At 63.6% G+C, this 25,949-nt stretch carries 29 protein-coding genes and 1 pseudogene; 24 read left to right on the plus strand and 6 right to left on the minus strand.

Going from position 1 to position 25,949, the window contains the following annotated elements:
• Window positions 1-58 precede the first annotated feature (58 nt).
• From rplS to DL544_RS05755, 4 genes are all read left to right on the plus strand, one after another.
• On the plus strand, window positions 59-460 hold the full coding sequence (rplS, locus tag DL544_RS05740; protein ID WP_005415736.1) for a 50S ribosomal protein L19: 402 nt from the start codon (window positions 59-61) through the stop codon (window positions 458-460).
• An 82-nt stretch (window positions 461-542) separates the two neighbouring features.
• Window positions 543-923, plus strand: coding sequence for a DUF6404 family protein (locus DL544_RS05745; RefSeq protein WP_139726836.1), 381 nt, complete (start codon window positions 543-545; stop codon window positions 921-923).
• Between the two features lie 78 nt (window positions 924-1,001).
• Complete coding sequence (locus tag DL544_RS05750; RefSeq protein ID WP_005415738.1) at window positions 1,002-1,436, plus strand: DUF1801 domain-containing protein; 435 nt, start codon at window positions 1,002-1,004, stop codon at window positions 1,434-1,436.
• Window positions 1,437-1,474: 38 nt separating this feature from the next.
• The gene (locus DL544_RS05755; protein WP_065178085.1) at window positions 1,475-1,882 is read left to right on the plus strand and encodes a DUF1801 domain-containing protein; all 408 of its coding nucleotides are present in this window, start codon (window positions 1,475-1,477) and stop codon (window positions 1,880-1,882) included.
• A gap of 594 nt (window positions 1,883-2,476) precedes the next feature.
• On the opposite strand, the gene DL544_RS05760 is transcribed toward DL544_RS05755, so the two are convergent.
• Window positions 2,477-3,937 (minus strand): MATE family efflux transporter, encoded by a 1,461-nt coding sequence (locus DL544_RS05760; RefSeq protein WP_139726837.1) that lies wholly within the window; start codon window positions 3,935-3,937, stop codon window positions 2,477-2,479.
• 62 nt (window positions 3,938-3,999) lie between these two features.
• Here DL544_RS05760 and DL544_RS05765 point away from each other — a divergent pair, with 62 nt between their 5' ends.
• Window positions 4,000-4,239 carry a hypothetical protein gene (locus DL544_RS05765; RefSeq protein WP_005415741.1) on the plus strand — a complete coding sequence of 80 codons (240 nt, stop codon included), beginning with the start codon at window positions 4,000-4,002 and terminating at the stop codon, window positions 4,237-4,239.
• Window positions 4,240-4,248: 9 nt separating this feature from the next.
• A complete protein-coding gene (locus DL544_RS05770; protein WP_005415742.1) occupies window positions 4,249-4,656 on the plus strand; it encodes an RNA-binding S4 domain-containing protein in 408 nt (135 codons plus the stop codon).
• Window positions 4,657-4,694: 38 nt separating this feature from the next.
• On the opposite strand, the gene DL544_RS05775 is transcribed toward DL544_RS05770, so the two are convergent.
• The 3 genes from DL544_RS05775 to mutS form a co-directional block, all read right to left on the minus strand.
• Window positions 4,695-5,297, minus strand: coding sequence for a DUF937 domain-containing protein (locus DL544_RS05775; protein WP_065178082.1), 603 nt, complete (start codon window positions 5,295-5,297; stop codon window positions 4,695-4,697).
• A gap of 107 nt (window positions 5,298-5,404) precedes the next feature.
• Window positions 5,405-7,048, minus strand: coding sequence for a catalase (locus DL544_RS05780; protein ID WP_005415744.1), 1,644 nt, complete (start codon window positions 7,046-7,048; stop codon window positions 5,405-5,407).
• A gap of 189 nt (window positions 7,049-7,237) precedes the next feature.
• Window positions 7,238-9,793, minus strand: a complete 2,556-nt coding sequence (mutS, locus tag DL544_RS05785; RefSeq protein ID WP_255313062.1) for a DNA mismatch repair protein MutS — start codon at window positions 9,791-9,793, stop codon at window positions 7,238-7,240.
• A 294-nt stretch (window positions 9,794-10,087) separates the two neighbouring features.
• Here mutS and DL544_RS05790 point away from each other — a divergent pair, with 294 nt between their 5' ends.
• The 7 genes from DL544_RS05790 to DL544_RS05820 all read left to right on the plus strand — a co-directional run bounded on the left by DL544_RS05790 (window position 10,088) and on the right by DL544_RS05820 (window position 17,178).
• On the plus strand, window positions 10,088-11,944 hold the full coding sequence (locus DL544_RS05790) for an integrase arm-type DNA-binding domain-containing protein (protein WP_224119354.1): 1,857 nt from the start codon (window positions 10,088-10,090) through the stop codon (window positions 11,942-11,944).
• 91 nt (window positions 11,945-12,035) lie between these two features.
• Window positions 12,036-12,692, plus strand: coding sequence for a nucleotide-binding protein (locus tag DL544_RS05795; RefSeq protein ID WP_235319588.1), 657 nt, complete (start codon window positions 12,036-12,038; stop codon window positions 12,690-12,692).
• Window positions 12,693-12,729: 37 nt separating this feature from the next.
• On the plus strand, window positions 12,730-13,659 hold the full coding sequence (locus tag DL544_RS05800) for a hypothetical protein (RefSeq protein ID WP_114618566.1): 930 nt from the start codon (window positions 12,730-12,732) through the stop codon (window positions 13,657-13,659).
• Window positions 13,660-13,883: 224 nt separating this feature from the next.
• Window positions 13,884-14,132, plus strand: coding sequence for a hypothetical protein (locus DL544_RS05805; RefSeq protein ID WP_046429568.1), 249 nt, complete (start codon window positions 13,884-13,886; stop codon window positions 14,130-14,132).
• Window positions 14,133-14,254: 122 nt separating this feature from the next.
• Window positions 14,255-14,908: a DNA N-6-adenine-methyltransferase gene (locus DL544_RS05810; RefSeq protein WP_114618567.1), complete on the plus strand. Its 654-nt coding sequence runs from the start codon at window positions 14,255-14,257 to the stop codon at window positions 14,906-14,908.
• Window positions 14,901-16,406, plus strand: a complete 1,506-nt coding sequence (locus DL544_RS05815; protein ID WP_139726839.1) for an N-6 DNA methylase — start codon at window positions 14,901-14,903, stop codon at window positions 16,404-16,406. Before DL544_RS05810 ends, DL544_RS05815 begins: the two co-directional genes overlap by 8 nt.
• 610 nt (window positions 16,407-17,016) lie before the next feature.
• Window positions 17,017-17,178 (plus strand): DUF3450 domain-containing protein, encoded by a 162-nt coding sequence (locus DL544_RS05820; protein WP_136191690.1) that lies wholly within the window; start codon window positions 17,017-17,019, stop codon window positions 17,176-17,178.
• 76 nt (window positions 17,179-17,254) lie between these two features.
• Here the strand turns inward: DL544_RS05820 and DL544_RS05825 are convergent, their stop codons facing one another.
• Complete coding sequence (locus tag DL544_RS05825; protein WP_139726840.1) at window positions 17,255-17,464, minus strand: hypothetical protein; 210 nt, start codon at window positions 17,462-17,464, stop codon at window positions 17,255-17,257.
• On the opposite strand from DL544_RS05825, the gene DL544_RS05830 reads away from it, so the two are divergent.
• From DL544_RS05830 to DL544_RS05880, 11 genes and pseudogenes are all read left to right on the plus strand, one after another.
• Window positions 17,447-19,108, plus strand: coding sequence for a DNA primase family protein (locus DL544_RS05830; protein ID WP_114618570.1), 1,662 nt, complete (start codon window positions 17,447-17,449; stop codon window positions 19,106-19,108). The two genes, DL544_RS05825 and DL544_RS05830, sit on opposite strands and share 18 nt — an antisense overlap.
• A 91-nt stretch (window positions 19,109-19,199) precedes the next feature.
• Window positions 19,200-19,445, plus strand: a complete 246-nt coding sequence (locus tag DL544_RS05835; RefSeq protein WP_032960353.1) for a hypothetical protein — start codon at window positions 19,200-19,202, stop codon at window positions 19,443-19,445.
• A gap of 121 nt (window positions 19,446-19,566) precedes the next feature.
• A pseudogene (locus DL544_RS22325) lies at window positions 19,567-19,811 on the plus strand (ArdC-like ssDNA-binding domain-containing protein); the annotation flags it as partial.
• Between the two features lie 153 nt (window positions 19,812-19,964).
• Window positions 19,965-20,525, plus strand: coding sequence for a zincin-like metallopeptidase domain-containing protein (locus DL544_RS22330; RefSeq protein ID WP_275086488.1), 561 nt, complete (start codon window positions 19,965-19,967; stop codon window positions 20,523-20,525).
• A 359-nt stretch (window positions 20,526-20,884) separates the two neighbouring features.
• Window positions 20,885-21,559 (plus strand): ankyrin repeat domain-containing protein, encoded by a 675-nt coding sequence (locus DL544_RS05850; protein WP_139726843.1) that lies wholly within the window; start codon window positions 20,885-20,887, stop codon window positions 21,557-21,559.
• Window positions 21,560-21,564: 5 nt separating this feature from the next.
• Window positions 21,565-22,638, plus strand: coding sequence for an ankyrin repeat domain-containing protein (locus tag DL544_RS05855; RefSeq protein WP_139726844.1), 1,074 nt, complete (start codon window positions 21,565-21,567; stop codon window positions 22,636-22,638).
• Window positions 22,639-22,744: 106 nt separating this feature from the next.
• Complete coding sequence (locus tag DL544_RS05860; RefSeq protein WP_139726845.1) at window positions 22,745-23,161, plus strand: hypothetical protein; 417 nt, start codon at window positions 22,745-22,747, stop codon at window positions 23,159-23,161.
• A 100-nt stretch (window positions 23,162-23,261) separates the two neighbouring features.
• A complete protein-coding gene (locus DL544_RS05865; RefSeq protein ID WP_049429341.1) occupies window positions 23,262-23,735 on the plus strand; it encodes an outer membrane lipoprotein in 474 nt (157 codons plus the stop codon).
• Between the two features lie 220 nt (window positions 23,736-23,955).
• On the plus strand, window positions 23,956-24,276 hold the full coding sequence (locus tag DL544_RS05870; RefSeq protein ID WP_139726846.1) for a hypothetical protein: 321 nt from the start codon (window positions 23,956-23,958) through the stop codon (window positions 24,274-24,276).
• Window positions 24,273-24,494, plus strand: a complete 222-nt coding sequence (locus DL544_RS05875; RefSeq protein WP_139726847.1) for a hypothetical protein — start codon at window positions 24,273-24,275, stop codon at window positions 24,492-24,494. The genes DL544_RS05870 and DL544_RS05875 overlap by 4 nt, the downstream gene beginning before the upstream one ends.
• A gap of 160 nt (window positions 24,495-24,654) precedes the next feature.
• Window positions 24,655-25,698, plus strand: a complete 1,044-nt coding sequence (locus DL544_RS05880) for a hypothetical protein (RefSeq protein WP_139726848.1) — start codon at window positions 24,655-24,657, stop codon at window positions 25,696-25,698.
• Here DL544_RS05880 and DL544_RS05885 read toward each other — a convergent pair.
• Window positions 25,680-25,925 carry a hypothetical protein gene (locus DL544_RS05885; RefSeq protein ID WP_139726849.1) on the minus strand — a complete coding sequence of 82 codons (246 nt, stop codon included), beginning with the start codon at window positions 25,923-25,925 and terminating at the stop codon, window positions 25,680-25,682. The genes DL544_RS05880 and DL544_RS05885 overlap by 19 nt on opposite strands.
• Between the last annotated feature and the right edge of the window lie 24 nt (window positions 25,926-25,949).

Genomic DNA, 25,949 nt, shown 5'->3' on the forward strand with positions numbered 1-25,949 from the left:
TGCATGAGCCCACGTTGTCGATACGACACGCCCACCCGAACAAGAATCGGTGTAACCCATGAGCAAGCTGAACAAGTCCATCGTCGCGGAATTCGAATCCGCCCAGATCACCCGCGAACTGCCGAAGTTCAGCCAGGGCGACACCGTTGTCGTCAACGTGAAGGTGAAGGAAGGCAGCCGCGAGCGCGTGCAGGCCTACGAAGGCGTCGTCATCGCCACCAAGAACGCCGGCCTGAACTCCTCGTTCACCGTGCGCAAGATCTCGCACGGCTACGGCGTCGAGCGCGTTTTCCAGACCCACAGCGCCATCATCGACTCGGTCGAAGTGAAGCGTCGTGGTAAGGTCCGCGCCGGCAAGCTGTACTACCTGCGCGGCCTGGAAGGCAAGGCTGCCCGCATCAAGGAAGACCTGGCTGCCGCTGCTGCCGCCAAGGCTGCCCGTCTGGCCGACAAGGCCTGATAAACAACTTCGGTTGTTGCCGCGACGGCCACCTTCGGGTGGCCGTTTGCGTTTCCGGCATCGCATCGGCCACGATCAGCTGATGAGCGACATCAACCCGCGCTATCCCGCCGTGATCCAGTCGGCACTGCGCTTTCTCGACGGCAAGGGGCTGGTGCGCGTGCAGTCGGCGCCGCTGCTGCACCGCCTGCTATGGCGCCTGGGCATTGCCCTGCCGCCACCGATCCTGGCCGGCTTCGGCACCAATGCGCTGGTGCAGGGCCTGCTGTTCGGGCTGTTCTGGACCGCGCTGATGTGGCTGATGCTGTGGCAGGGCAGCGAGCGCCCGCTGGCGCTGTTGCTGGTGGCCGGCCTGTCGGCTGGCGTGCTGTTCGGTATCGTGATGGCAGCGCTGATGCGCTCGCTGCGCCGCCACCGCAAGCTGCCGGACTGGCGCCGGTTCCGCGCACGGCAGGCGGGCTGAGCCGATGGCGCACTGCGCCGTGACCACCGGGCGGGCCCGCGCTAGGCTGCAGCTTCATCCCGATGGACATAGCGTGCGATGCCTGCCAAGCGAACCGCACCTTCCACTGCGCCCACGCTGCTGTCCGGTGGCAACCCTCAGATCGCCAAGGGCGAGGGCGATGCGCCGGTGCAGGCATACATCGCCGCCATGCCGGACTGGAAACGTCCGATCGGCGCGCGACTGGATGCATTGATCGAGCAGGCCGTACCTGGGGTGCACAAGGCAGTGAAGTGGAACTCGCCGATGTATGCGGTTGCGCCGGGCGAAGGGTGGTTTCTCAGCTTCCATTGCTTCACCCGCTACATCAAGGTGGCGTTCTTCCGCGGCGCGGCACTGGCGCCAGTGCCGCCCGAGCCGTCCAGGAGCGCCGATACGCGTTACCTGCACATCCCGCAGGACGGCCTGCTGGATGAGGCACAGTTCCTCGACTGGGTGCGCCAGGCCGCCGCGTTGCCCGGCGAGCGCATGTAACCCCGACCTTCTCATTCCTTTCCCGACGAGAGCTCCTGATGGCCACGCATGCCCCCAACCCGGCCGATGCCGGAACACCGGCCACCGAGTTGATCGATGCACGCATCGCCGAGTTGGCAGACTGGCGCGGTGAAACACTGGCACGCGTGCGTGCGTTGATCCATGAAGCGCTGCCCGACGTGCAGGAAACCTGGAAATGGCGGGGTACACCGGTGTGGGAGCACAACGGCATCCTGTGCACCGGCGAGACCTACAAGCAGGCAGTGAAGCTGACCTTCGCCAACGGTGCGGCGCTGGCCGATCCAAAGGGGCTGTTCAACGCAAGCCTGGACGGCAACACGCGGCGTGCGATCGACATCCATGAAGGCGCGATGCCGGATGCCGCTGCGTTCAAGGCGCTGCTGCGCGCGGCGGCGACGCTCAACGCGGCGAAGAAGAAGCGGTAGAGCCGGCCGCTGGCCGGCTGCTTTGCGATGCTTGCGGAGGGGTTTGAAGTTGCCGGCCAGCGGCCGGCACTACCGTGGTAATCCCCGGCGGCGAAGAAGCGGTAGAGCCGGCCGCTGGCCGGCTGCTTTGCGATGCTTGCGGAGGGGTTTGAAGTTGCCGGCCAGCGGCCGGCACTACCGTGGTAATCCCCGGCGGCGAAGAAGCGGTAGAGCCGGCCGCTGGCCGGCTGTTCTGCGATGCTTGCGGAGGGGTTTGAAGTTGCCGGCCAGCGGCCGGCACTACCGTGGTAATCCCCGGTGGCGGAGAAGCGGTAGAGCCGGCCGCTGGCCGGCTGCTTTGCGATGCTTGCGGAGGGGTTTGAAGTTGCCGGCCAGCGGCCGGCACTACCGTGGTAATCCCCGGCGGCGGAGAAGCGGTAGAGCCGGCCGCTGGCCGGCTGCTTTGCGATGCTTGCGGAGGGGTTTGAAGTTGCCGGCCAGCGGCCGGCACTACCGTGGTAATCCCCGGCGGCGAAGAAGCGGTAGAGCCGGCCGCTGGCCGGCTGTTTTGCGATGCTTGCGGAGTGGGGGGAAGTTGCCGGCCAGCGGCCGGCACTACCGCAGCGGTGCGGCATCCGGGTCGGCCACCGGCGAGGGTGGGCAGGCGGGAATCTCAGAGGGCGTGGCCAGTTCTTCGGCATGCGAGGGCTTGCCCATCATCTTCGCCTTGCGCCAGCCGCCCCAGCGGTAATACGCCAGCGACAGCAGCATCGACACCAGCGAGCTGACCGGGAAGCTCAACCAGATCGCATCGGCGCCCCAGTACGGCTGCAGCAGTTCGGCGAACGGCACGCGCACGCCCCACAGCGAGCCAGCCAGGATCAGCAGCGGCGGAATCACCGCGCCGGTGGAGCGCACTACGCCGGAGATCACGAAGCTGACGCCGAAGAACAGGAACGAGCCGATCACTACGTGGTTGAGGTGGCGCGCGATCTCCAGCGCTTGGCTGGCCGGTGGCAGGAACAGCGCCAGCAGCTGGCGATCGAACACCACCAGCGGCAGGATCAACGCGCCGGTCAGCAGGAAGTTGAACAGCACGCCCTGGCGTGCGGTGCCGCGCACGCGGTCCCAGCGCTGCGCACCCACGTTCTGTGCGGCCATCGAAGAGCATGCTGCACCGATCGCCATCGCTGGCATCTGCAGGTAGTTCCACAGTTGCAGGGCAGCGCCGTAGCCCGCGCCGGTGTCGGTCCCGTACTGGTTGACCATGGTCATCAGCAGGATCACCGACAGCGAGATCAGCACCATCTGCAGGCCCATCGGCACGCCCTTGACCACCAGAGCCTTGAGGATGGTCATGTCGAGCTTGAACAGGCGCATGTCGGCGCGGCCCAGCCACAGGGTGTGGCGCTTGTGCCGCATGTACAGCAGCAGGCCGGCCAGCGACAGCGTCTGCGCGACCAGCGTGGCCCACGCCGAGCCGGCGATACCCAGCGCGGGAAACGGCCCCATGCCGAAGATCAGTACCGGGTTCAGCACGATGTCCAGCGCCACTGACACCATCAGGAAGCGGAACGGCGTGCGCGAGTCACCGGCACCGCGCAGCGCGGCGGTGAGGAAGGCGAACGCGTACAGCGTCGGCATCGCCAGGAAGATGATCTGCAGGTAGGCCTCGGCCAATGGCAGCGAAGCGGCCGGCGTGCCCATCGCCGCCAGCAACGGATGGGCCATGAACCAGCCGGCGAGGGCGATGATCACCGACAGGCCGATGAAGAAGGTGGCGCTGGTGCCGACCACGCGCCGCGCCTGCACGAGGTCGCGCGCGCCGATCGCCTGGCCGATCAGGATGGTGGAGGCCATGCCGAAACCGAACACCGAGCCGATCAGGAAGAACATGATGTTGTTGGCGTTCGCGGTGGCGGTCAGCGCCGCCTCGCCGAGGAAGCGCCCGACCCAGACCGCGTTCACCGAGCCGTTCAGCGACTGCGCGATGTTGCCCGCCAGGATCGGCAGGGAGAACAACAGGAGATTGCGCCCGATCGGGCCGGAGGTCAGGTCAAGCGGTGCCTTGGCCATGGAGTGGTGATCGAATCCCGGGAGGCGCACACTAGCACCACGCCGGTTTGCGGGATGTGGCAATGCATCAACGACTGCAGGTGGAGCGGAGGCTGGCGCTGGCCTTGATCAGCGTCGGATTGGCCGCATGTTCGATGGACGACCGGCTGGGTGATACCCAGATCCGGCCAACCGACCGTCCCGAGTGTCTGGTCGGCAGCCAGCGCCAGGACCTGGCCTCCGGGGTGCGGCCATTGATCGGCGGCACCGGCTGCCGGGCCGACCCGGACAACCCGCGTCCCCTCAACAAGCCACTGGAGTAGCCTGCCCCCATGCCCGAGCTTTCCCCGCTGTCACCCAGTGTCCGCCTGGACATCTGGTTGTGGGCGGCCCGTTTCTTCAAGACCCGCAGCCTGGCCAAGCAGGCGATCGAGACCGGCAAGGTCAGCGTTGCCGGGCAGCGTCCGAAATCCTCACGCGCGGTGCGCGTGGGCGAGCAGCTTCAGGTCGACCGTGGTGAAGAGCATTTCGAGGTCCAGGTGCTCGGCCTGAGCGATCAGCGCGGGCCCGCAGCGACGGCGCAGCAGCTGTATGCCGAGAGCGAGGCCTCCAAGGCGCGTCGTGCCGAACAGCGTGCGCTGCGCATCGCCGCGCGCGATGGGTTCCAGCCGCCGGAGCACAAGCCGGACAAGCGCGCGCGCCGGTTGATCCGCGCGCTGGGCGATATTGACGCGCTGTAAATGATGCGGCGCCGGACCGGGTCCGGCGCCCGCAGGCGTCAGCGCTTGCCGCCGAGCAGGCTGCCGCCGATCTTCAGCAGATCGCCCACGCCGAGCTGGCCGTCACCGTCCTGGTCCAGCAGGCTGCCGAGCAGGCCACCGGCAAGACCACCCTGTTGCTGCACGTGCTGCTTTTCCTGGCCAAGCGCCTGGCTGAGCGAGCCGGCATCGGCCTGGCCGCCACCGAGACGCTGGGCGAGGAAGGCCATCACGATCGGTGCGAGGATCTGCAGCAACTGGCTGGTGCGGCCGCTGTCCAGCTGGGTAGCCTGCGCCAGCCCGCTTTCGACCTTCTGCTGGCTGCCGCCGAAGATGTGGCCGAGGATGCCGGCGCCATCGCTGGCGGCACCACCGCCACCGCCGCCCAGTACCGAGCCAAGCACGCTGCCCAGGTCCAGGCCGCTGTGGTTGTTCTGCAGTGCGCCGAGCAGCGCCTGTGCGCCCTGTGGCTGCGAGGCGTTGTTGCCCAGCGCGCCCATCAGCACCGGCAGTGCGGCGCTGATCGCACCGGAAGCCTGGGTATCGCTGATACCGAGCTGCTGGGAGACCTGCTGCAGCGGCGCGCCCTGCAGTTTGGCGAGAAGTTCATCGGTCAGGCTCATCTGCGGATTCCTTGATTGGGGTGGGGCGTGCAGAAGGTACGACGCGGACCGTTAAAACGGCGACGCCGCCTCACAGGGGGGCGGCGTGCCGTACACGGGGAGGGCGATCAGAGCTCGATGTCTTCCGCGCCCGGGGTCGCAGTAGGGAAGTCCGCTTCCGGTTGCGCCGGCTTGAACGGATCCGATGGCTGGCTGGCCAGCGCCTTGAGGGCTGCGGCGACGCCGGCACCGTAGGCCGGGTCGGCCTTGCTGCAGTTGTCGATGTGGCGCTGCTTGATGAAGTCCGGTGCATCGCCCAGGGCGCGGGCGGTGTTGGCGAACAGGCGGTCCTTCTGTGCCTGGTTGTAGCTGCGGAACAGCGCACCGGGCTGGCTGAAGTAGTCGGCGTCGTCCTCACGGAAGTTCCAGAAGTCGGCGTCGCCGCGGATCTTCATCGGCGGTTCGCGGTACTGCGGCTGTTCCTGCCACTGGCCGTAGCTGTTCGGTTCGTAATGCGGCAGGCCGCCGTAGTTGCCATCCACGCGCATCGCACCATCGCGGTGATTGCTGTGCACCGGGCAGCGTGCGGCGTTCACCGGAATCTGGTGGTGGTTCACGCCCAGCCGGTAGCGCTGCGCATCGGAATAGGCGAACAGGCGTGCCTGCAGCATCTTGTCCGGCGACGGGCCGATGCCCGGCACCAGGTTGCTCGGTGCGAACGCCGACTGCTCCACGTCCTGGTACCAGTTGACCGGGTTGCGGTTCAGTTCGAACTGGCCCACTTCGATCAGCGGGTAGTCGCTCTTCGGCCATACCTTGGTCAGGTCGAACGGATGGATGCGGTAGGTTTCCGCCTCCAGCTCCGGCATGACCTGGATGAACAGCTTCCACTTCGGGAAGTCGCCCTTCTCGATCGCGTCGAACAGGTCGCGGCCGTGGCTTTCGCGGTCATGGCCGACCAGGATCTGCGCCTGCGCGTCGGTCAGCGATTCGATGCCCTGCTGGCTGACAAAGTGGAACTTGACCCAGAAGCGCTCGCTGTCGGCGTTGGTGAAGCTGTAGGTGTGCGAGCCGAAACCATGCATGTGGCGGAAGCTGCGCGGAATGCCGCGGTCGCTCATCACCACGGTCACTTGCAGCAGGGCTTCGGGCAGCAGCGTCCAGAAGTCCCAGTTGTTGCGCGCGCTTCGCAGGTTGGTGTGCGGGTCGCGCTTGACCGCTTTGTTGAGGTCGGCGAACTTGCGCGGGTCGCGCAGGAAGAACACCGGCGTGTTGTTGCCGACCAGGTCCCAGTTGCCTTCTTCGGTGTAGAACTTCAGTGCGAAGCCGCGGATGTCACGCTCGGCGTCGGCGGCACCACGCTCGCCGGCCACCGTGGTGAAGCGCGCGAACATCTCGGTCTGCTTGCCCACCTTCTCGAACAGTTTGGCGCGGGTGTACTTGCTGATGTCGTGGGTGACGGTGAAGGTACCGAACGCACCCGATCCCTTGGCATGCATGCGGCGCTCGGGAATGATCTCGCGGTTGAGGTTGGCCAGCTTTTCCAGCAGCCACACGTCTTCCATCAGCAGCGGGCCGCGCGGGCCAGCGGTCTTGCTGTTCTGGTTGTCCACCACCGGTGCGCCGAAGGCCGTGGTCATCGGCGTGACCGGATCGTCGCCGTGCTTCTGCTTCGGCGTCGTGCTCAGCTCACGCTGCTGCTGGGCGCCTTCTGCCGGCGAGGGAGCGGTGTGATACGGGCACTTGGGACTGTTGTTATCGGACTGGCTCATGGCTGGCTCCTGCGGGTGAAGACGGGGTGGAACATCTTCACTCGACTTTAGCTAGGGCCAGATGAAATGAATAATCGAATGATCCGTTCAGATTGATAGATTCCGTCAATTGAAACGCAAAATCGGATTTGCAGAGACTTTCAAGAGGCCTCCTGCATGGCAGCCGGAGGCCGTCTCTATGCGTTGCAGTCACAGCAGCGCTTTCAACCGGTACAGGGCTTCCAGCGCCTGCTTGGGCGTCAGTTCGTCCGGGTCGATCGCCGCCAGCGCTTCCTGCGCCTTGCTGGCCGGGGCGCTGAACAGGCCGAACTGCTGCGGCGCATCCAATGCCTGCGGCGCCAGCTCGGCGGCATGGCTTTCACCGCCGCGCTGCTCCAGCTCGGCCAGGCGCCGCCGTGCCTGCGCCACGGTAGTGCGCGGCAGGCCGGCCAGTGCGGCCACCTGCAGGCCGAAGCTGCGGTTGGCCGGACCGTCCTTCACCGCGTGCATGAACACCAGCGCTTCACCGTGCTCGACGGCATCCAGGTGCACGTTGGCAATGCCGCTGCGGCCGCCCTCGTGTTGTTCGTCGGCCAGCGCGGTCAGCTCGAAGTAGTGGGTCGCGAACAGCGTATAGCAGCGGTTCTGGTAGGCCAGGTGACGTGCGACCGCATCGGCCAGCGCCAGGCCGTCGTAGGTGGAGGTGCCGCGGCCGATCTCGTCCATCAGCACCAGCGAATGGGCGGTGGCGTGATGCAGGATGTAGCTGGTCTCGGCCATCTCGACCATGAAGGTCGACTGCCCGCGGGCGATGTCGTCACCGGCGCCGATGCGGGTCAGGATGCGGTCGATCGGACCGATAACCGCACGGCTGGCCGGCACGAAGCTGCCGATGTGGGCCAGCAGCACGATCAGCGCGTTCTGCCGCATGTAGGTCGATTTACCGCCCATGTTCGGGCCGGTGATGACCAGCATGCGACGGTCGGGATGCAGGTCCAGGTCGTTCGGTTCGAACGGCTGCTCACGCACCGCTTCGACCACCGGATGGCGGCCACGCTCGATCTTCAGGCACGGTGCCGTTTCCAGTTCCGGCCGCGACCAGTCCAGTGCCTGCGCGCGCTCGGCGAAGGCGGCCAGCACGTCCAGTTCGCTCAGCGCAGCGGCGCACTGCTTCAACGGTTCCAGCTGTTCGCCGAGGGTGTCCAGCAGCTGCTCGTACAGGTATTTCTCGCGCGACAGCGAACGGTCGCGCGCGGACAGCACCTTGTCTTCGAACGCCTTCAGTTCCTCGGTGATGTAGCGCTCGGCATTGGTCAGCGTCTGGCGGCGGGTGTAGTGCACCGGCGCACGGTCGGACTGGCCCTTGCTGATCTCGATGTAGTAGCCGTGCACGCGGTTGTAGCCCACCTTCAGGGTGGGAATGCCGCTGCTTTCGCGTTCGCGCTGTTCCAGGTCCACCAGGAACTGGTCGGCATGGGTGGACAGGCGGCGCAGCTCGTCCAGCTCTTCATCGAAGCCGTCGGCCAGCACGCCGCCGTCGCTCAGCTTCAGTGGCGGCATTTCGGCAATGGCGCTGGCCAGCAGCTGCGCGCACGCGTCATGCTCGCCCAGCGCGGCGTGCAGGGCCTGCAGGCGCGGCGAATCCAGCGGCGCCAGCACCTCGCGCACGGCGGGCAGCAAGCCCAGGCCATCGCGCAGGGTGGAGAAATCGCGCGGGCGCGCCGAGCGCAGCGCGACGCGGGTGAGGATGCGTTCCAGGTCGCCCAGGCGGCGGAACTGTTCGCGGATATCGGCGTCGCTGCCGCGGTCGATCAGGGTTTCCACCGCATGGTGACGCTGTACCAGGACCTCGCGCAGGCGCAGTGGGCGGTGCAGCCAGCGCCGCAGCAGGCGGCCGCCCATCGGCGTCACCGTGCTGTCGAGCACGCCCAGCAGGGTATTACGGGTATCGCCGTCGACGCGCGTGTCCAGTTCCAGGTGGCGACGGGTGGCGGCGTTCATCGCGATCGCCTCGCCAGCGGTTTCCATCGCGATCGAGGTCAGGTGCGGCAAGCGCTGCTTCTGGGTCTCCTCGACATAGCCGAGCAGGGCACCTGCGGCAGCGGTCGCGCGCGGCTTGTCATCGATGCCGAAGCCGCTCAGGTCATGCAGCTTGAAGAAGTTCAGCAGCTGGCGGCGGCCGCTGTCGGCGTCGAACAACCAGGGGGCGCGACGGCGCACGCCGGTGCGCTGGCGCAGGAATTCCGGCCAGTTTTCTTCGTCGGGCACCAGCAGCTCGGCCGGCTCCAGTCGGGCCAGTTCGGCTTCCAGCGCATCGTCGGTTTCCACTTCGTTGACCAGGAAGCGGCCACCGGCCAGGTCGGCCCAGGCCAGGCCGTAGCCCTGCTTCGTGCGCGACAGCGCCATCAGCAGGGTGTCACGGCGCTCGTCCAGCAGCGCTTCGTCGGTGACGGTTCCGGGGGTGACGATGCGCACCACCTTGCGTTCGACCAGGCCCTTGGCCAGCGCCGGGTCACCGATCTGCTCGCAGATCGCCACTGACTCGCCCAGCGCCACCAGCCTTGCCAGGTAGCCCTCGTAGGCATGCACCGGCACGCCGGCCATCGGAATCGGTGCGCCGCCGGAGCTGCCACGCTGGGTCAGGGTGATGTCGAGCAGGCGCGCGGCCTTGCGCGCATCGTCGTAGAACAGCTCGTAGAAGTCGCCCATGCGGAAGAACAGCAGCAGGTCCGGGTACTCGGACTTGGCTGCGAAGAATTGCTTCATCGCAGGCGTGTGTTCCTTCGAGCCCTTGCTGGCGCTGTTGTTTTCTTTAATATCAATCACTTGAGTTGAAGGGCTTTGAGTGGAGTGACGGTGATTCGAGGCGAATGAGGGCGAGTGACGGTGTTTTCTGTAGTGACGATGTAGCGACGGGCGCGGGATGGGGTGGGGTGGGGTGTAGCAACGCCGTGTAGCAATGACCGCGGGCGTGCGTTACTGTAGCAACACCGGCACCCGGAGGGGCATGCGATGAAGAGTCCAGCGTCAAGCAGTAGGGCGGGTTCGCTCAAGTTTAGTTTGACCTACGCCCAGGTGCTGGCGCTGTCGGTCCACAAAGGCCCGGCCTTGGATGCGCAAGGAAAGGTTCGGCTGGTCCCGCGCCCGGACGGGAAGGCTTACGTGGTGCTGGACGGCGGGCCGGGGGCTCCCACGGGGTTTGGCTTCCGGGTCGGCTCCACGATGACCACCTACGTTGGCCAGAAACGAGGGCCCACGGGCACGCCGATCCGCTTCACCTTGGGCAACGTGAGCGACATGGGGCTGGACGAGGCCAGGGAGGCGTGCAGGGAGCACCTGGCGCTGTTGAAGGAAACGGGGAAGAACCCCGTCCACGTCAAGCGCCAGCAGTTGCTGGAAACGCTGGAAAGGGAATCGGAAAAAGAGTTCGGGGATCTGACCCTGCGCGAGGCATTGGAGCGTTACATCGCCCACTTGGACGCCCGCGCAAAGAACAAGAAGATCAAGCCGGCCAGCGTGGACGCGGTGAGGGACAGTTTGGCCCGCCTTTCACGCCCCACGGTTGGGTTGGCGGACAAAACCTTGAACGAGCTCCATTTGGAGGTCATCCAGCAGGCCTTTGATGCTTGCCGGATCAGTTCCATGCAACTGTCCAATCGCATTCCGCGGGACATGAGCAGAAAGCTGGCGGAGGTGGCGGATTGGGCCAAGCTCACCGTTTCCCAGCTGGAAGCGTTGGGCATCACCGGCAAATACATCCAGCGGGTGCGAGCTGCAGGGTTGAGTTCAACGGAACACACGTTTTCGGACGCCAGGCGAGCGGTGGATTTCCTCATCGACGAGGAAAGAGCCCGCGATCATCGGTTTGGCCGTCCCCAGCGCCAGTTCTACAACCCGCTGGTGGTGATCCATACCCGCGACATGCTCCGGGAAGCGCACGAGCTGCGAAACCATTACAGCCGGGCAGAGGTTCGCAATCCCCTGGACGACAAAACGCTGCCCAAGGTCCTCAAAGCCATTGCAGCACGGCGGGACGAACAAGGCGGGCGCAATGCGGCCGGGGCGGACTACCTGCTGCTGACCTTGCTTTGGGGAACACGGCGCAGCGAGGCTGCTCCGTTGCGCTGGTATGACCGCTGCACGCCCGGAGAGTTGTCGCAGGAAATGGTGTCCTGGGTCTGGCTGGCGGGGCCAGAGGACATCAACCCGACCACCAAGCGGGCGGGCAGCCAGGTCTACCTTTTCGAGACCAAGAACAAGGAGCAGCGGTTCTTGCCCGTCACCTACTTCGCCGAGCGCGTCCTGCAGCGGCGCTTCAACGAGCGCGCAGACGATACAGGGGCCAAGCAGGGATTGGAGGCCGCCAAGGCCGCGCTGAGCGCCGCGAGCAAACGGGGTGGGCAACGGGGACTGATCGACGCCTTGGAGGCGGCGGTGGCCGACGCTGAGCACGCGTTGGATCGAACCCGGTTCGTCTTTCCGGCAAGGTCCGGGCGCAGCAAAACGGGTCATTACTCCGACAGCAAATCCATCATCGCCAACGTGCGTCGCGACGCTGGGCTGATCGATTTGCGCGAGGAGGTGGACATCGGCCTGACCCCCCACGATTTGCGTCGCACTCTGGGGCGCTATGCCGAACGGATTCACGGCACCAAGGCCCGGGTCGTGTCGCAGATGCTTCACCACCGGATCAAGGACAAGGATTCCGCGGCCACCGACGCGATCTACACCGAGCAGGAGTGGTCGGTCCTGCGTCAAGCGTTTGCCGTGGTGGAAGAGCACATGATGGCGAGCAGTCCCCGGGTCTGGAACCGCTGGAAGGGCACGGACAAGCCGCGGCTGGATGAGGTCAACGACCCGCCAGTGACGATTTTTGCAGCACGCAACCAGAAGGTGGCGCTCGATGACGAGGATTGAGCCCGTTCGCACAGAAGAGGCGTTCCAAGCCAAAGCGGAAGCCTCTTGGAACGCAGAGTTGGCCCGGGCGAAGAGCGCTGGAGGCGGGTTGGTGTCCGCCAAGGCCGCCGCGTGGTTCTTGGGCATCCATGCCGACACGCTGGGCGAGTGGAGGCGACGCACCCCGCCCACCGGGCCCCGCTTTCAGAAGGCCACCGGCAGCGCCGTCAATGGCCCCAACCAGCGTGTGAAATACGACTACGACGAACTGGTGGCTTGGAAGGATGGGCGTCAGGGCAGGTCAGCGAAAGAGCGTCGGCTGAGCGCTGAGCTGGAGCGCTTGAGCCAACAGCAGCGAGAGCTGGAGCTGGAGCGGCAGATCCACGAGGCCAAGGTGGCATTGGAAAAGCTGCGCAAGAACGCCGGGCGCTTTGCTGCGTTGATCACGTCCCATGAAGGTTGGGCCATTCCCCACCCATGGGCGGTGGTGGGAGGGCTGATTGCCGGGCACGTGCTCACCGTGGACGAGGACACCCTGGATCGCGCCCTGGCCGAGGGCGAACTCTGGGAGGCCCCCCTGGCCGAGGCGCTGCTGGAGCCTTGGACCAGCGTCGCGGCGCGCGAGCCATTCGATGACGCAATGGAGGCGGCACAATCCGCGTTCCAGGCGGCGTGGAGGGCGGTCCGGAACCAAGCCCGTGCGCAAGGCTTGGACGACGGCCTGCCGCCCGCGGCGGACCCAATCACTCGCACACCGTTCCGGTTCTGACCGGCTACCATCGTCATTCCACCCATGCGGCAAACCCATGTCCCTTGATTCCAAGCAGGAAGCGGAAACACAGCTGTTAAAACGCTACAGAAAAACCTGGGGCCAAAAGCACCCGGCGTTCCTGGCCGGCGAGGGCGTCTCCTGGAAGCGTCTGAAGAACGACATTGACCAAGAGGCGAAAGCGGCCAAGGCGAAAACGAAGGTGGAGTTGAGCCCGCCGTGGACATCGGCGCAGGCCGCTGGACTTCTGGGAATCAACCAAAAGGTTTTCCGGGTTCTCGCAACGATGGACAGCGAAACAGGTCCGTTGCTTGCAGACGATGGCAAGCATGCGGCCATTGGCCTGCCCCGACTTCTGGAATGGGCAGAAGGGGTGAGGGGCGCCCCCAAGGTTCGCCGCTGGCGTGAGTCTCGGCGCGATGAGGACTTGCTTGGGGCAACCGTCAAAAGGCCAGCGGCGACGTTCCAAGTGGTCAAAAAAACCCAGATCCGCCTGGGGCTGGTGGACGGCAAGGTGTCAACGCTGGACCTTTCCCACCTCAGTGAAGAGGAGAGGGTTGCACTTGCAGCGCTGCTGCGTGGCGCGCGTGGGGCGCTCCAGCAGGACGAGCGGGGCGTGGTGATGTTCATGCAAAAGGAAGCCACGCTGCCCGAAGCGTTCACGCTGCCCTGGGCGGACGAGGCGCTGAAAAAGGATTGCGCGGGACGCTACAAGGAGCTGCTGGAAAGCGCCCAGGGCGAGCTGGCCCAGCTCCTAGCCCGGGTGGAGCAAGACATCCGAAAAGCCCGTGAGGCGGTTGCTCAAGAGGAAAGCCCAACCGCCCAAGCCGTCCAGGCGGCAATGCTGGACATGTGGAGGGGAGAGGAGCGCGACGTGCAGATGCTTCAGTCCGAGGTTCGCGAGGCGTTGTTCGATTTGACCCTGCCGGCTGCCACAGGTCAGGCTCGCAAGCCGTGCCCGTTCTGACCGGAGGCTGGAGCATTTCTCGCCGGCTACCCGCCGGCTCGGTCTTGGAAGAAAAGGCAGGGAGGCCGCGGCTTCCGCCGCAGCCTTGTTCACCCGCTCAAGCCCCAGGTCGCCCTTGGGGCTTTTTTGTGTCCGCACGGGAAAGGGGCAAGCGCCCCTTTTGGGCCCGATTCCCATGTCCTGATCGATAGGCTGGCGCCACACCAATCGACACAGACACCGCCATGCAGCCGCTCATCCTCTCGCTCGACCCCTCGCTCTCGACCCACTTCTCCACCCTGACACCGCAGGTCCTCATCGACGCCCTGGCCGACGCCTTGCCTCAGGCCCTGACCCAGCTCGCCGCTGACACCAGCACGTCGGTCATCGTGCCCAACCGCGACATGCGCGGCCACCACCCCGCCCGGGTGCTCACCCTGCAGCTGGCAACGCTGGACAGCTTCCTGGACGTGGCCGACGCCGCCAACGGCTAAGCCAGCAGCGCAGCGGTAACCCGGGCCTAGGCCCAACCCCCTCAACCCTTTTCGCGAAACGCGGCCGACCAGCCGTGCTGGCGGAGCTTTGCCCAAAAACCCCTCAACCCTGGAGATTTCCCATGAACGCTGTTGCTCGCCCCCTCACCACCAAGCCGAAGAAGCCCAAGCAGACCAAGCTTTCGCTCGCCGTCGCCCACAACGTGGGTTACGACCGGGCACCGGAAGGCATTACGACCGAGACTTGGCTCACCCCGCCGAAGATCGTCCACGGCCTGGGTCCGTTTGACCTGGATCCCTGCACCCCGGAGCAGGGCATGCCCTGGCGCACGGCCACCCGGATGCTGAAGCCCAGCGACGACGGGCTCAAGACGCCCTGGCCGAAATCGGCATTCGTGTGGATGAATCCGCCTTACGGTGGGCACAAGAACAGCTCGACCTCGCAGCACCGCTGGATGGAGAAGGCCGCAGAGCATGGCAACGGGATTGCCCTTGTGCTGGCGCGGATGGAAACGAGCTGGATGCAGGAGTCGGTGCTCAACCACCCCAGCGTTTCAGCGGTGGTGTTCACGAAGGGGCGTCTGTCGTTCTGCCGCCCGGATGGGACCCTGGGCACGAGTTGCCCGGCGGGATCGGTGTTCATCGGCTACGGTGCTGAAGCCGCGCGCAGGCTCAAGCGGGGAGTGGAGTCTGGCCTGATCCGCGGAAGCTACTTTGACATGGCCCGCGTGGGCCGGGTGTTGGGCGCTGACGTGGGGGCGGCCAACGATGAGTAAGCCCACTTCGAAGAAGGCAAAGCCGACCTCACCCCGCGATGCGGCTTACCAGCGGTTGCTGAAGGCCGTCCAAACCATCCCCGGGGATTCGCCCCGGGAAAAGATGCGCAAGTTCACCGCGCTTGCGCTGAAGGTTTGCGTTCTCAAGCAGGCCGAGGAGTTGTTCACCTTGGGATATGGGCCCTTGGTCGCCTGGTGTGACTTGACGCTGCTTGGGACCGATGTGGATGGGTCCGAGGATTGGTGCCTCGAAGCGGGCCAGGCCTACGGCGGCGCAGTGGAAACCTTCGAGCCGTTCGAATGCATCCTGGGCCGGCTGTTTAATGAGTTGGTGTGGTCAGGGAAAAAGAACGACGCTCAACATTTCACCCCCTGGGGCTTGGCGATGGCTTTGAACGCCTTTGCTCAAGCGCCTCAAAAAGACGAGTGGCCCATGGGTGACCCCACCTGCGGAGCCGGCACGCTGTTGCTTGTGAAGCTTCACGAACTGGCCGGGAAGGATTCGAAGGCCCTTCGGGGGCTTACCGTGAAAGCGAACGACCGCGATCCGTTGTGTGCTGCGATGACCGCACTTCAGTTGCTGTCAAACCAGTTGATCTGGCGGATGCCCATCGGGCGCGTGGTGGTCGAGTGCAAAGACATCATCACTCAATACCTGGAAACGCGGGTGGTGTTTTGGTCTCTCTCGCGAGATCGGTTCATCGCCATGGATGAGGAGATCCGGCTCGAGAAGGCCAACCGGATGACGGGCGCTGACATGGGGCGGCCAACGATGAATGAGGTCGCCAACCTGGTGAAGGCCATCCGCGCCATTCCTTCCACCGATGGCAAGCCGTGGAATCCGCGGGTTGCAGTCGAAACGTTTGTTCAGCACGCGCTGATGTCACTCGGGATTTATCACGTGAAGCTGGTGGCTCACATCGACCCCAAAGTGCTTGCATTTACCCCCTTGCAGGAAAGAGCCGTCGCAGTGCCCGAGGTGGGGGCGGCCATCACCGCTTACTTCGACGCAGTCGCTGCAAGCAGGCCGTTTGAAGACATTCTTGGGCAGGTCCATGCCGAGCTGCTGGCCAGGAAGGGCGGGGAAGGGCTGGGGCAGTCTTTCACGCCAGGCGATCTTTTGGACCTGGTTCAAGCCCTTGCCACCAACCTCACCTGGCGGCACCCCAGTGCCAGCGTGAGTAACGTCTATGACTGTTGTTGTGGTGCCGGCTCACTGGCCCTGGCCGCGATCCGGAGTCGCCTCAACCTCATTTCAAGCAATGAAATCCGGGTTCGCGCGGGAGACATTGATCCCTTGTGCGCAGCGATGACAGCTTTGCAGATTCACATGAACCAGACCTTTCATTCCCTGCCGCTTAGGGAAGTCAAAGTGACGGTGGGAAACGAGCTGGTCCGAGGAAAAAAGCAGACGGAAGGAGAGGGGCAGGCAGAAGGGGACGAGTTGGCCGACCCTAGGCGATGCGGGTTCTGGTCCCACTCCTTCAACTACGAGTAGGCCGGAGGCCCGCCTTTCCCTTTCCCAGACTCGGCGGCGAGCAGCCGCCGGCTCTTGCTTCAAGCCGCTTTTGCTCTGGCTCTTCAACCCGCAGAAACCGGGTGGCAAGCACTTGTTACCCCGCTTTCCTGAAAGCCATTCCATACGAAAAATAATCCAACCGTATCGGTTTGTTAGGAAAGACTGCTGGTTAACGCTCCTGCTGGTTAACGCCAAAACCGTTAACCGGCAGTCAAACCAGCAGCAAAACCCTTGCCACGTAATGCTTTGAAGGCTCCTGCTGGTTTGCTGGTTAATTTTTTCACTTTTTCTCTGCAACTGTAAAATGTTAAGAATAAGTGAAAATCTCTCGACCAAATGAGACGTTGGCGCGTGGCGTAAACCTGTTTTCTAACCAGCAAACCAGCAGTTAGCTTATTTTTTGAACAAAAACGAGATTAAACAATCACTTGGAAGGTTTTTAGTTGCTGGTTTGGCTGCTGGTTTAAGAAAAAACAGAAAACCAGCAGGAAAGTTAACCAGCAGCTAAAAAATATTTCTGGGGAAGGGGCTTGACGGTTTCAAGAAACCTGCTTTCTTGAATGTATTACGGATGCAACACGGAGAACCCATGAGCACGCAGCAGAACCAAACCCCACGAAAAGACCCTTTCAATGCCCGCATGGAAAGGGCGTTGATTGAGCGGCTGAAAGCCGAAGCCAAGCGGTCGGGGATTTCTCCCAGCGAGAAGCTGCGCCGGATCCTCGACAACGCGTTGCCGCACGTCGCCTAACCCCACAAACGCGAAACCCCGCCTTGCCGGGCGGGGAGTCGTTGGAGCCAACTACAATGTCTACGAACAATCTCCCTCAAGATCCGTCGGTCGTCAACCCCCTGAGGTTGCTTTTCTCATCGAAAAGCACTGGGAGAAAAACCGGCGGGATTACGCCAGCAATCTCAAGGTCGAACAACGCGCCCTGGATCGCCACAAGCAAGCCAAGCTCAACAAAGGCGAACTGCGCCCGGAAAGCCTGGACTTCCTGTTCGCTCGCCACCTCCAGTTGGGGCTCGACGGCCACCTCTGGGCCAGCGTCCGCGACGAATCCGCGACGCAATCGACGCTGGTCTACCGTTGGAGTGCAAATCACTGGGCGCTGGTTCACCGCGGCCTCGGCGACGGCCTGGCGTCCGACTGGCTCGATGCCAACATCCCCGCAAAGGCCAGCGACAAGCTCGCTTCCAGTTGCTGGGCCTACGCCCGCACCCGCCTAGGCCAGCAAAGCGCGTTGCCGAAGTTGGAACCCAAGCGGGCGGTGGTCCCCTGCGCTGACGCTTACCTGGAAATCACCGCCGACAGCATCCAGGCGTTGGAACCCCAGCCGCGCTACGGCATGACCCACGCCCTGAACATCGCCACGGGCGCCACGCCCGGCCAGCGCTACATCCCCAGCTCCGTGCCGGCCGATAGCCTGCTGGGCAAGTTCCTGGCCCATGCGTTGCCGGACGAAGGCGTGCGCGCCTTGGTGCAGGAGCAGTGCGGGATGACCTTGTTGCCCGGGTCTTATCAGATCGCGGCGTGGTGGCATGGCGCTGCCGGCAGCGGCAAGTCCACGCTCGCCGAATGCGTGGAAGGCGTCCACAACAAAGTCGCCCGCCTGGACCTGGGCACCTTGAGCGACACGTTCGCGCTGGAGGGAATCCTTGGAAGCCAGCTCATCTTGGTGGACGAGGTGGAGTGCGAAAAATGGAAGGAGGGAACGTTCAAGACCCTGGTCAGCGGCAACGGCATCGCGATCAATCGCAAGCACCTCTCGGTTCTGAACTACCAGTCCAAGGCCAAGTGGATCATCAGCTCCAACTCCGCGCCGTTCTTCCGCGACAAGTCCGGCGGCGTGGCCCGCCGCCTCTCCATCGTGGAGTGGGCGAACGTGATCCCGGAGAGTGACCGCATTCCTGACTTCAGCAAGAAGCTGCTTGCAGAAGAAGGCCAGTTGTTCCTCGACTGGATGCTGGAAGGCGCCCGCCGAGTCGTGGCCCGAGGCCGGTTCATGGCCGACCACGAACTCCCGGAAGCCGCGCAGGCCTACAAGCAGGCCGTCATCCACGGCGCTGATTCTATCGCCGCCTGGGCCCACGCCGACCGGGTGCTGTTCGGTGCCGCCGCTGGCAGTGAGCAATGGCAAAGCGTCAAGGCCATCCATGCCCGCTATGTGGCCTGGTGCGAGAAGAAGGGCTTTGAACCGGATGAAATCCTCTCGCAGCGCCAGTTCACCCGTGGCCTGAAGACCGCCGGGCACCTGCGGGGGCGCCCGTCGAATCGGCGCGTGGAGGGCGAGCAGTTGGACTGCTACCTCTGCTGCTGGAAGGGCGAGCAGACCGACGCCGAGCGCGCACAAGAGCAGGAGCTCAAGCGGCTGGAGGCCCTGACCCCAGAAGCCCGTCAAGCCGAATCTGAGCAGGCCAAGGCGGCCAACGACGCCCAGAACGAAGCACTGGCCGTCGCCGCCGAACGGCAAGACGAGCAGGACTTCGCCGACATGCCCGATGCCATCCGAGACGTCTTTGGCTTCACCAATACGCCCTACGAGCAGGTCCAGGCGGAACGCCGCGCCGAACGGGAGCGCCAAGCCAAGAACGCCGCCGCATGGGAGAGGCAGGATCGCCGGGAGCGACAGGCACGGGAGCAGCGCAAGGCCGAGGCAGCAAAGAAGAAGGCCGGCTAACCCAGCAACGCCGGGCATTTCCGGGGCAGGCCTTTACAACCGGCGACGTTGCGCTATTGCAAAGGGGTATCCAAACCAAAACGGAGCCCCCATGCCATCGCCCAACCACATCCCCGACGACGCGTTCCCCGAATCGGCCATCAGCCCGGCCGATCTGGAGAGCCCAGAGACACCGGAAGCGGACCCGCAATATTTGCTCGTGCAGAGCGGGTTTGGTCTCCATGTCCGTCTGGGAAAAGACGGCGACCAGGGATTGCGCAGCGAGGACGAAATCGCCGAGCTGGTGCGACGAGCGTTGTATCACCGAAAGACGCTGACCCTTCATATCGAGTTCTGACCCCATCCACCCACAACCACCTGTTGAGAGGCGCAGGAGGTTGAAAAAGATTTGAGGCAACCACCCCATGTCCAAGTATTCTGATCTCATTGAAGCCACTGCCGAGCGAATGCTTTCGCTCATGCAGCAGGGCACCATCCCCTGGCGCCGGCCCTGGAACGACCCCGACGCCCCGCAGAACGGCTCGATCAACGGGCCGTGGAATCCAACCTCGGGCAAGTCCTATCGCGGCTCCAACACGCTGATCCTGCGCGGGCGCAGATGGCCCATGGCTACAACGACAATCGCTGGCTGACCTACCGGCAGGCAGAAAGCATTGGGGCCCAAGTCAAGCGCGGCGAGAAGGGGCAGCAGATCACCTACTGGGACTTCAGCAAGACGGGCAAAGCCAAAGACGGTGCCGAGCCGTTGATCGAAGGCGAAGAGAAGAGCGGATACCAAGGGCCATCGGTGTTCGTCGCCACGGTGTTCAATGCCAGCCAAATGGACGGCATGCCCGAGCCCCCGCCGCCCTTCATCATGCCCGAGTCGATCCGCAACTTGCGTCTGCGGGAGTTGTTGGACAAGCACCAGCCAAAACTTCATCACGATGGCGGGAACAGGGCCTTCTACTCCGTTGCTACCGACAGCATCCACGTTCCGAAAGCCGGCAGCTTTCAAGACCCGATTAGTTATGCGTCAACCGTGCTCCACGAACTGGCCCATTGGACCGGGGCCAAGCACCGGCTCGGCCGCGATCTAACCGGGCGATTCGGGACGGAGGGGTATGCCAAGGAGGAACTGGTGGCAGAGCTGTCCAGCCTTTTCATTTCCGAGCGCCTCGGGATCGGGCTGGGGAAAGAACACGAAGAACAGCACGCCGGCTACCTGCAGTCTTGGATGAAAGCCCTGGCCGATGACCCGAGGACCCTGTTCCGCGCAGCCAGCCAAGCGGAGAAGGTCATGACCTTCCTCGACATCCCGACGTTTGAACGCGAGCCGCTGCCGCAGGTCAAGAAGGAGCAGGACACGGAGCAGGGGCGGGAGGCGGAAGCCGGCCGAAGGTCTCCATCGCGACGCAAGGAACGCCAGGTTGCTTAACGCAGGTGGGGGTTGACCTTTTGAGGTTTCGAGTTAGAAATGAATGTGTCGGGGGAAGTCCCGGCTGAGGTCCGATTCCTCTGCTTCTAACTGATAACTTTCTGAGGGTGAGCGGTTAGGGGGTGGTTGGGTGGTTATCCTTGCTGTTTTGGTGGTTTCCGGTGGTTGCTGTCGCCGGGGTGGAAAGAATGCTTAGTTAACCGACCTCAGAAATCACTAACTAGGCGCCATGTTGTTTCTTGAGCTTCTTGCGCTGGATTGAGAGGGGTGGCGAACGCCACCCCTTTTCTCTTTGCAGACCCTTGCGCATCCCCCTTTCTTTGTTAAGACATGGGTATCACTCATCAAGCGGAGGAACCATGGCTGGCAACGTCTTTTCAAATCTACTTCGACCCTTCATCCGTCAAAAGGACACGGAACTTCCAGGCGTGGCTCCTTCTGAGCCGCCTGAACCCCCGGTCCGGGAGCGCTTGGACGATTCAAGCCAGCGGCCAGTGGCTTCAGCGGAGCCGGCAACCCTTTCGCCCGTTGAGGGCCCTCAAAGTGTGCCCTTCAACGATGAGGCAACGGATCGGTTGGGGAGCACTCTGGCCTTTGCTGGTCTGAAGACGAAGGGTCGCTTCGAGGACGAGGTGAGGCAGGCCATCGAAGACGGCGCCGATGTGAAAGGGTATCGCGACTCGCGCGGCGATTCCGCCTTGCATAAATGTCAGGAACCGTGGCAGATGGAGCTGCTCATCTCGGCTGGGGCGGATGTTCACGCGTTGGACAAACAAGGGCGTTCGCCTTTTGATCGCCTGTTGAGCACCTACCAAAGGGAACCCGCTTGGTCCGAAAAACCTACTGCGGAAGGTTTGGCGTTGTTGGCGAAGGCCGGAGCGGATGTCAATGCCCTGAGCCAAGGGCAATCCGCTCTGCATGTCGCTGCGAAGCGAGGGCTTGAAGGCGATATCCACATGCTTGTCGATGCCGGCGCCGACGTGAATCTGCGGGCGGACGGGGAGACACCCCGCTCCACCTGGCCAGCGATCTAGGCGTTGTGCTGCGCTTGCTGGATGCCAAGGCCGATCCCTCCCTGCTGAACTCCAGTGGCGAGCCAGCGCTCAAACATGATCCGGTGCTTTATCGAGAAAACGCTCGGAACCACCGAGACGATTTTTCGCCGCGTGAGCGCGTCGATGCGGCGACCGACCCGATTTTCCTGGCCGAAACGCCCAGCGAGCTTGTCGCTGCGTTGGGGCAGGGCGGCAGTGTGAGGGACACCGATGCGCTGGGCCGAACCCCGCTTCATTACGTCAAAACGGGGGAGATGGTGCAGGCGTTGGTGTTGGCCGGCGCCCAGGTTGACGCAAAAGACATGGAGGGAAACATTCCTGCTCACACCGCGGACGAGCGCGCCATGAAAGAGTTGGTCGATGGGGTGGGGCGAGGCGTTCCCCAGCACCACGTAGAGAACGACAGGGGGGAAACCCCTTATGCGACCCGGGATTACTACCACGAGGATCGGTATTGGGATGCCGAAGCGGAAGAGCAGGCCGCGGAAAAGGCGGAGGAGACGAAGGAGGAGCAAGACCGCGTGCTCAACATTGTGGCCCTCGTTGAGGCCGGCGACGCCAAACGTCTGCTGGAGCAGGTGGATCCCAACGAAGAACTGGTCAGTCGGAACCGAACGTTCAACATCGACGGAGACGAGGGCTGGGCCTACAACAACTATGCCGGCTACAGCGTCCTCCATGAAGCGGCGAAGCAGGGGAAAACGGAACTCTGCCGAGAACTGGTGTTCGCAGGGGCGGACTGGGACAAGGGGTGTAAGCTCGTCGGCGAGCAAGGCTTTGACAACCATGTCAACGGCTTTCGAAACGAGCCTCGTATGAAGCCCATCGATTTTGCGAGCAACCGAGAGACCAAGGCGTTCTTGAACAACGCTGAGAACGAGCTGCGAGCCCACAACCGATCCAAGCTCTTGGACGAGCTTCTTCCCGCTGCCAATGCTTGGAAGCCACCGGAAGGCGGGTTTGCGGCCGACGCCCAACGCCAGGTCGGTGCGGCCATGAAGGCCCACGGGCAGGACGGCCAAGCCCAGGAAGCCCCTCGTTTGCGAGCGCGCTTCTAACGCCAAGGGAAAGGGCGGCGAAAGCCGCCTTTTTCTTATTTGATCACCTTGCGCATCTCCTTTTCTTTGGTATGGGTATTTCTACCTACACAAAAAAGGAGGATCTATGCGCAATCTTTTTCTGTCGGCCATCGCCGGTGCGTTGCTGCTCTCTGCGGGGTGTTCCAGTCAACCCGGCGCCGCTGCACTTGAAAGCGAAGACGCGCCCACTGCGGTGATTCTTTTGGGCGAGGTAAACCTGCCCAAGGGCGCAACCCTGGACGATTTCCCCAGCCTTCTCAATGCCGGGGGTATCCCTTGGGAGAAGGTTCAAGAAAGAAAGGTTCAGCTCGAAGGCTCCTTCGACCGTCCTTGGAGCGACGGCCGTTCATTGGCCGTAACCGTTGACGTTCTCGGCCGAACCACCCGGTTGATCGTGCGGGCTGGCGACCAGCCACGGCTTTCACCGCCGGCCGTTTGTGTTCGCGGTGTTGGGCGGGATGCCGTCGCGTCGGATATTTCGGAAGCGCATCCCTGTAAGTAACGATAAAGGCGGCGAAAGCCGCCTTTTCTTTTTCTGATCCCCTTGCGCATTTCAAACCTTTTGTTATGGGTAGTGCAACCCATTCATAAAAGGAGGCCTCATGCGCGTTTTGGTTCTTTCTCTGGCCCTTGCCGGCCTGCTCCCCTTGACGGCCTCCGCTGCGGACAACAGTTCCGCCCGCCGATACGGCACCAGTGAAACCTTGAGTGTTCAGAACGCCCGCCTGGGCGAGGTGCTCATGGTTCGCGAAGTGGACATCAAATCCGACAAGCGCCTCAACGCCGGTTCCGCTATTGGCGCCGCGGTCGGCTACGGCGCCACGCGAGGCGTCAGCAGCGATTACCGCAGTGCGGCCCGCATTGCTGCTGGGACCATCGGCGGGGTGGCTGGCACCTTGATCCAGAATGGGGTCAGCAAACGCGGTGGCATTGAGGTGTATGTCCGCGACCTGGAAAGCGGGAAGGTGATTGCCATTGTGCAGAGCGATGACCTGCCGATTCGCGCCGGGGACAAGGTGTTCCTGACCGGCCGGGGTTCCAAAACCCGCGTTGTGCCGATTGAGGGGCAGCGCTGATGAAATGGCTCGCATTTTTCCGCAAGCGCCCCGCTGCCTCACTGACCGTCGAAGACTTCAAGCAATGCGGGCATCTAATCCTGGATGGCATGGACTGCTCCCCTGCGCAACCTCACGAGCTGCACCGCCTGCCAATGGTGTGGAATCTCAAGCCCAGCCAGTGGGGCCAACCTCTCACTTTCCAGGCGCGCCCGCTGAGGAGTCGCGCGGGAGGCCGCCCATGGTGAGCGCATTTCTTCTGCTTACCCTGCTTGGCCTCATGGTCCTGGTCCCGCTCTGGACGTTCAAGCGCTTTGGCGACGCCAAGGCAGCATGGCAACGGGTGAGGGGCGGTGAGCGAGACGCTCGCACGCACGGCCGCTTCGTGATCCATGGCGGACTGTTTGGGGTTGGGATGGTGGTTATCAGCGCGTTCTTGGCCCAAGCCACCTTCAGCATCTGGCACCAGGTCGCCACCGGGGGAGGCCTGTTTGTCCTCGGCACGGTCGCGGTGCTCTGCCTGCTGGCGCTTGTTTGCCGCAAGGGGAGGTCGCGCGGATGAGTGCGTTGACGATGCTAGTTATTTCCGTGCTGGTTCTTGCCGTGTTTCTTTGCTCGGCGGCGTTTCTCTCTTTTATGGCCGCGTTGACTTACCCGGCTGTAAAGCAATCGCTGGCCCTTTTCTGGGTTGGGGAGCGCGGCGCTTGGCTCTACCTGGATTTAGCGATTTTTGGCGGGATCTTCGCGGGTTGCGTCCTCACGCTCGCATTCGGGCGGTAATCATGGCCCTCAACATTTCCAGCGCTGAGGACGCCGCTCTATACGCGGCCACCTTGCTTAGCGCGGGGCTGGGCTACTGGGTGGGCCGATGACACGCGAGCCTTCCACCTTGTTTGCCCCAGGCGTTCTTCCCGGCCCGGGCAGCTTCGAGCTGCTCCCCATGTCTCCGGACATCCAAGCCATCTACGACGCCGCCCAACGCAACACGCCCTTCAGCAAGGACGTGGACGACGCCCTGGCCGCGCACCGCAACGCACACGGCGAAGCGGAGCAAATCGAGCACGCCCAGCGTGTGGATCCTGCGGATGCCATGCCCTCGGAGCGCTACCGGGCGTATGTGAGCCAACGCCGCTATGCGGTCCGCGCCTGCATTCAGGCCGGCATGGCACGAAAGGACATCGCAAGGTTCCTCGGGGTGGCTGTTTACACCTTGCTGAAAGATGCTCAAGCCCTCGGACTGCGGTTGCCGGTCTGCCAACGACAACCGAGGAGCATTGCAGGGCACTCGGTTGAGGAAGTGCTGAGCCTGCTCCACGAACTGGGCACCCACACCCGTGTGGCGGCTCGGATCGGCGTCACGCAGCAAGCGGTTAGCCTGTTTTGCAAGAAATACGAACTGGACATGCCGCAAAACGGAAAGAAGGCGGTTGTTCTGGCTCGGCGCAAAGAGGTGCGCCGGTTGAGCGAGGCCGGCCTATCGGTGTCTGAAATGGCGCAAAAGTTGGCCGTGCCATACGCATGCATAACGGCCGACCGCCAAGCGCTGAAGCTGCCGCGTGTGCGTCTGCCGGCAGAGAAAATGACCCTCTTGGGCTTGAGTCGAGCAGAGATCGATGCCCTTCTTGCTCGATTCCAGACAATCAAGGCAGTGGCGTTGCATCTCGGAACCAGTGGGGCGCAGGTTTCCTCTTACATGAAGAGAGCCGGCCTCAAAGCGCCACGGGACGGGCGATGCCGCCAGGCCACCACACCATCGACCGACCGCAAACCGCTGAAGCTTCCGGGCATGCGTAAACCGGCGGAGAAAATGACCCTCTCGGGCTTGAGTCGAGCAGAGGTCGAGATCCTGCTCACCCGATTCCAGACGGCCAACGCTGTGGCTCTGCATCTTGGGGTCAGCGCGTCGTCTATATCTGTTTACATGAAAAGAGCAGGTCTCAAAGCGCCGCGCGATGGGCGACGTCGTCAGGCCACTCCATCATGATTCCACGCAAAGGCTTCCTCGGCGGCTGCTCCCCGGCCCAGGTTCAATCCTGGCTGGACGAAGGGGTGAGCCAGCGCGCCCTGGCCCAACGCCTGGGCGTTACCCACCAAGCCGTGAACCGCTTTGTGAGGCGGCACCGCCTGGCCGGTTCCGGACGGCAGGCCTTTCGGGCCCGCCAAACCCGCGAGCTCGCTGAGCGTCGCCAACGGGTGCAGCAGCTGGTTCAAGCCGGGCTAACCTCGGCCGAGGTG

This window comes from Stenotrophomonas sp. pho (genome assembly GCF_006228405.1).
Taxonomy (GTDB): domain Bacteria; phylum Pseudomonadota; class Gammaproteobacteria; order Xanthomonadales; family Xanthomonadaceae; genus Stenotrophomonas; species Stenotrophomonas sepilia.